At 54.8% G+C, this 5,510-nt stretch carries 2 rRNA genes; both read left to right on the top strand.

Annotated elements, in window-relative coordinates:
* The first annotated feature begins 172 nt into the window (after window positions 1-172).
* Window positions 173-1,695 (top strand): 16S ribosomal RNA (locus DWQ67_RS13495).
* A gap of 595 nt (window positions 1,696-2,290) precedes the next feature.
* Window positions 2,291-5,416 (top strand): 23S ribosomal RNA (locus DWQ67_RS13500).
* The 16S and 23S rRNA genes sit together here, the layout of an rRNA operon.
* The last annotated feature ends 94 nt before the right edge of the window (window positions 5,417-5,510 follow it).

Here is a 5,510-nt window from a genome sequence, read left to right on the forward strand (position 1 = left end):
CGTTGTTTGAGAACTCAATAGTGTGCCAAGTTTGTTGACACCGTTTTATTTATTGAAGTGGTGTTTGTTTGTGTGTTTCCACCCCGTGGGGATGCATGGACGATTGCCATGGTTCAAATGATGCAGCTGGCTGATGCGTTTTCCCGTGTTGGTTGGTTGTTTCGCATTGTTTTTTGCGGAGAGTTTGATCCTGGCTCAGGATGAACGCTGGCGGCGTGCTTAACACATGCAAGTCGAACGATGATCTCCAGCTTGCTGGGGGGATTAGTGGCGAACGGGTGAGTAACACGTGAGTAACCTGCCCCTGACTCTGGGATAAGCCCGGGAAACTGGGTCTAATACTGGATATTACCTTCTGCCGCATGGTGGTTGGTGGAAAGATTTTTCGGTTGGGGATGGACTCGCGGCCTATCAGCTTGTTGGTGAGGTAGTGGCTCACCAAGGCGACGACGGGTAGCCGGCCTGAGAGGGTGGACGGCCACACTGGGACTGAGACACGGCCCAGACTCCTACGGGAGGCAGCAGTGGGGAATATTGCACAATGGGCGCAAGCCTGATGCAGCGACGCCGCGTGAGGGATGACGGCCTTCGGGTTGTAAACCTCTTTCAGTAGGGAAGAAGCGAAAGTGACGGTACCTGCAGAAGAAGCACCGGCTAACTACGTGCCAGCAGCCGCGGTAATACGTAGGGTGCGAGCGTTATCCGGAATTATTGGGCGTAAAGAGCTCGTAGGCGGTTTGTCGCGTCTGCCGTGAAAGTCCGGGGCTTAACTCCGGATCTGCGGTGGGTACGGGCAGACTAGAGTGATGTAGGGGAGACTGGAATTCCTGGTGTAGCGGTGAAATGCGCAGATATCAGGAGGAACACCGATGGCGAAGGCAGGTCTCTGGGCATTAACTGACGCTGAGGAGCGAAAGCATGGGGAGCGAACAGGATTAGATACCCTGGTAGTCCATGCCGTAAACGTTGGGCACTAGGTGTGGGGGACATTCCACGTTTTCCGCGCCGTAGCTAACGCATTAAGTGCCCCGCCTGGGGAGTACGGCCGCAAGGCTAAAACTCAAAGGAATTGACGGGGGCCCGCACAAGCGGCGGAGCATGCGGATTAATTCGATGCAACGCGAAGAACCTTACCAAGGCTTGACATGGATTAGATCGCCGCAGAGATGTGGTTTCCCTTCGGGGCTGGTTCACAGGTGGTGCATGGTTGTCGTCAGCTCGTGTCGTGAGATGTTGGGTTAAGTCCCGCAACGAGCGCAACCCTCGTTCCATGTTGCCAGCGGGTTATGCCGGGGACTCATGGGAGACTGCCGGGGTCAACTCGGAGGAAGGTGGGGACGACGTCAAATCATCATGCCCCTTATGTCTTGGGCTTCACGCATGCTACAATGGCCGGTACAAAGGGTTGCGATACTGTGAGGTGGAGCTAATCCCAAAAAGCCGGTCTCAGTTCGGATTGGGGTCTGCAACTCGACCCCATGAAGTCGGAGTCGCTAGTAATCGCAGATCAGCAACGCTGCGGTGAATACGTTCCCGGGCCTTGTACACACCGCCCGTCAAGTCACGAAAGTTGGTAACACCCGAAGCCGGTGGCCTAACCCTTTTGGGAGGGAGCCGTCGAAGGTGGGATTGGCGATTGGGACTAAGTCGTAACAAGGTAGCCGTACCGGAAGGTGCGGCTGGATCACCTCCTTTCTAAGGAGCAGCTAGCAAGCGTTTGGCCCGTCCATATGGCGGGCTTGTGATGTTTGTTTAGTGTTTGGTGTTGCCTCCACTGGTGTTGGAGGGCATCGAGCTCATGGGTGGAATGTCAACAAATTATTCTTTCACGGTTGGTGTTGGATGTTTGGTTTAGTACGCCGGTTTCGGTGGTTCTCGTAAGAGGAGCGTTGAGGTTGGTTGGAACGGCTGGGTGTTTGATGCTGGTGTTGGGTTTGGCGCACTATTGGGTCCTGAATCAACGGACGGAGGGTTCCCTTTTGGGGGGCTTGAGTTTGTGGGTTCGGTTTTTGCCTGCCGGCGATCATGTGCCTGCCCGTTGTGGTTGGTGTGTGGTGGTGGTTGGGGTTGTTGTTTGGGAACTGCATAGTGGACGCGAGCATCTTGCAGGGCATCAGCACGTGTGTTGATGTTCTGCATAGCAATTTTGATTATTTATCAAACCTCACTGCTGGGTCTTTTGGGATCTGGTGGTGGTGGTTTTCTCGATAAACATATAACGCTCATGTAGAACTTCTTGTTGCATGGCTGGGATGGCTGCCCTTTGGGGTGGTTGTTGTGGTTGTGTGGTTTGTAAGTTTTTAAGGGCACATGGTGGATGCCTTGGCATCGGGAGCCGAAGAAGGACGTGGGAATCTGCGATAAGCCTGGTCGAGTCGATAACCGGACGTTGACACCAGGATTTCCGAATGGGGAAACCCAGCACGATGTGAGTCGTGTTACCCGTCACTGAATTCATAGGTGGCGTGGAGGGAACGCGGGGAAGTGAAACATCTCAGTACCCGCAGGAAGAGAAAACAACAGTGATTCCGTGAGTAGTGGCGAGCGAAAGCGGATGGGGCTAAACCTATATCGTGTGATACCCGGCAGGGGTTGCGGTGTGGGGGTTGTGGGGTCGCCCGTCCAGAGACTGCCGTTTCTGGGGGATGAGGTGCAGACGTATAGGCGAAACGGTTTGAAAGCCGTACCAGAGAGGGTGTGAGTCCCGTAGCTGTCATGCGTGCTGCCGTTCTGTGGCGTGTCCCCAAGTATCACGGGGCTCGAGGAATCCCGTGTGAATCTGCCAGGACCACCTGGTAAGCCTAAATACTACCCGATGACCGATAGCGGACAAGTACCGTGAGGGAAAGGTGAAAAGTACCCCGGGAGGGGAGTGAAATAGTACCTGAAACCATGTGCTTACAAACCGTCGGAGCCTTGAGGGGTGACGGCGTGCCTTTTGAAGAATGAGCCTGCGAGTTAGTGCTGTGTCGCGAGGTTAACCCGTGTGGGGAAGCCGTAGCGAAAGCGAGTCTGAATAGGGCGCTTGAGTGGCACGGTCTAGACCCGAAGCGGAGTGATCTACCCATGGCCAGGTTGAAGCGCGTGTAAGAGCGCGTGGAGGACCGAACCCACTTCAGTTGAAAATGGAGGGGATGAGCTGTGGGTAGGGGTGAAAGGCCAATCAAACTCCGTGATAGCTGGTTCTCCCCGAAATGCATTTAGGTGCAGCGTTGCGTGTTTCTTACCGGAGGTAGAGCTACTGGATGGCTAATGGGCCCTACAAGGTTACTGACGTCAGCCAAACTCCGAATGCCGGTAAGTGAGAGCGCAGCAGTGAGACTGTGGGGGATAAGCTTCATAGTCGAGAGGGAAACAGCCCAGAACGCCAACTAAGGTCCCAAAGCGTGTGCTAAGTGGAAAAGGATGTGGAGTTGCTTAGACAACCAGGAGGTTGGCTTAGAAGCAGCCACCCTTGAAAGAGTGCGTAATAGCTCACTGGTCAAGTGATTCCGCGCCGACAATGTAGCGGGGCTCAAGCACACCACCGAAGTTGCGTCATTCAGTTATGTACCCAAGCCTTCGTGGTTCAGGGGACTGGATGGGTAGGGGAGCGTCGTGCCGACAGTGAAGCCGCGGTGTAAACCAGTGGTGGAGACGGCACGAGTGAGAATGCAGGCATGAGTAGCGAATGACGGGTGAGAAACCCGTCCGCCGAATGATCAAGGGTTCCAGGGTCAAGCTAATCTGCCCTGGGTCAGTCGGGACCTAAGGCGAGGCCGACAGGCGTAGTCGATGGACAACGGGTTGATATTCCCGTACCGGCGAAGAACCGCCCATACTGATCTTGTGATGCTAACCGCCCCAAAGACATCATCATGCTCCTTCGGGAGTGTACCGGTGTGTGCGGCGCGGGACCCGAGCAGGAAAGGTCAGCGTATTAACAGGTGTGACGCAGGAAGGTAGCCGGGCCAGGCAATGGAATTGACCTGGTCTAAGGGTGTAGGACGTGGCGTAGGCAAATCCGCGCTGCATGATGTCTGAGACCTGATGGGCGCCCACTATGTGGGTGATCCGGTGATCCTATGCTGCCTAGAAAAGCATCGACGCGAGGTTCTAGCCGCCCGTACCCCAAACCGACACAGGTGATCTGGTAGAGAATACCGAGGCGATCGAGAGAATCATGGTTAAGGAACTCGGCAAAATGCCCCCGTAACTTCGGGAGAAGGGGGGCCCCAACCGTGAAACCCACTAGCTGGGTGGAGGCGGATCGGGGCCGCAGAGACCAGGGGGAAGCGACTGTTTACTAAAAACACAGGTCCGTGCGAAGTCGCAAGACGATGTATACGGACTGACTCCTGCCCGGTGCTGGAAGGTTAAGAGGACCTGTTAGCAACTTGTTGCGAAGCGGAGAATTTAAGCCCCAGTAAACGGCGGTGGTAACTATAACCATCCTAAGGTAGCGAAATTCCTTGTCGGGTAAGTTCCGACCTGCACGAATGGAGTAACGACTTCCCTACTGTCTCAACCATGAACTCGGCGAAATTGCAGTACGAGTAAAGATGCTCGTTACGCGCAGAAGGACGGAAAGACCCCGTGACCTTTACTATAGTTTGGTATTGGTGTTCGGTGCAGCTTGTGTAGGATAGGTGGGAGACTTTGAAGCGGGCACGCTAGTGTTCGTGGAGTCATCGTTGAAATACCACTCTGGCTGTATCGGATTCCTAACCTCGGCCCGTGATCCGGGTCAGGGACAGTGCCTGATGGGTAGTTTAACTGGGGCGGTTGCCTCCTAAAGAGTAACGGAGGCGCCCAAAGGTTCCCTCAGCCTGGTTGGCAATCAGGTGGCGAGTGTAAGTGCACAAGGGAGCTTGACTGCGAGAGTGACAGCTCGAGCAGGGACGAAAGTCGGGACTAGTGATCCGGCGGCACGTTGTGGAACGGCCGTCGCTCAACGGATAAAAGGTACCTCGGGGATAACAGGCTGATCTTGCCCAAGAGTCCATATCGACGGCATGGTTTGGCACCTCGATGTCGGCTCGTCGCATCCTGGGGCTGGAGTTGGTCCCAAGGGTTGGGCTGTTCGCCCATTAAAGCGGCACGCGAGCTGGGTTTAGAACGTCGTGAGACAGTTCGGTCCCTATCCTCTGCGCGCGTAGGAAATTTGAGAAGGGCTGTCCTTAGTACGAGAGGACCGGGACGGACGAACCTCTGGTGTGTCAGTTGTACTGCCAAGTGCACCGCTGATTAGCTACGTTCGGATGGGATAACCGCTGAAAGCATCTAAGCGGGAAGCTCGCTTCGAGATAAGATTTCCATGACACTTTATGTGTCGAGAGGCCCCCAGCTAGACCACTGGGTTGATAGGCAGGATGTGGAAGCGAGAACTAAAGACTCGTGAAGCTGACCTGTACTAATAGGCCGACAACTTACACCACACACAGCCCATGAACTGGCTTCAAAACAGTTCAAGCAAGCTCTGCACGCGTCCACTATTCGGTTACGAAACAACAACCTTCGCAACCCCAAAA

Origin of the sequence: Galactobacter caseinivorans (assembly GCF_003640665.1) — a bacterium.
Classification (GTDB): domain Bacteria; phylum Actinomycetota; class Actinomycetes; order Actinomycetales; family Micrococcaceae; genus Galactobacter; species Galactobacter caseinivorans.